Source organism: Halostella sp. PRR32, from assembly GCF_034808085.1.
GTDB lineage: Archaea > Halobacteriota > Halobacteria > Halobacteriales > Natronoarchaeaceae > Halostella > Halostella pelagica.
On the sequence record NZ_JAXHGL010000248.1, the window covers coordinates 1 to 245 of the forward strand.

The following is a 245-nucleotide window of genomic DNA, read 5'->3' on the forward strand; positions in this document are numbered from 1 at the left end:
CTCGACGAAGACCTCGCGGCCGAGCGCTCGCCGTCCCCCGTGAGGCTTGAGATATTCACCATCGACATCGACGTCGGCGAATCCACAAAGGCGTTCCATCACGCGCCGACCACCGTTCGTCGAGAGACTCGGAACGTCCACGTCGTACCTGATACACAGTCCCCCGACACCCAGTTCGTCCAGCAGTTCGTCGACGCGATCGTCACCCCGTTGCTTCCGCGCCGCTCGCGAGAGCGTCGGTCGAT

At 63.7% G+C, this 245-nt stretch carries 1 protein-coding gene; it reads left to right on the forward strand.

The window, feature by feature from the left end:
* Nucleotides 1-245: hypothetical protein (locus SM753_RS21040; protein ID WP_323192984.1), on the forward strand; the 245-nt coding region annotated here is incomplete at both ends.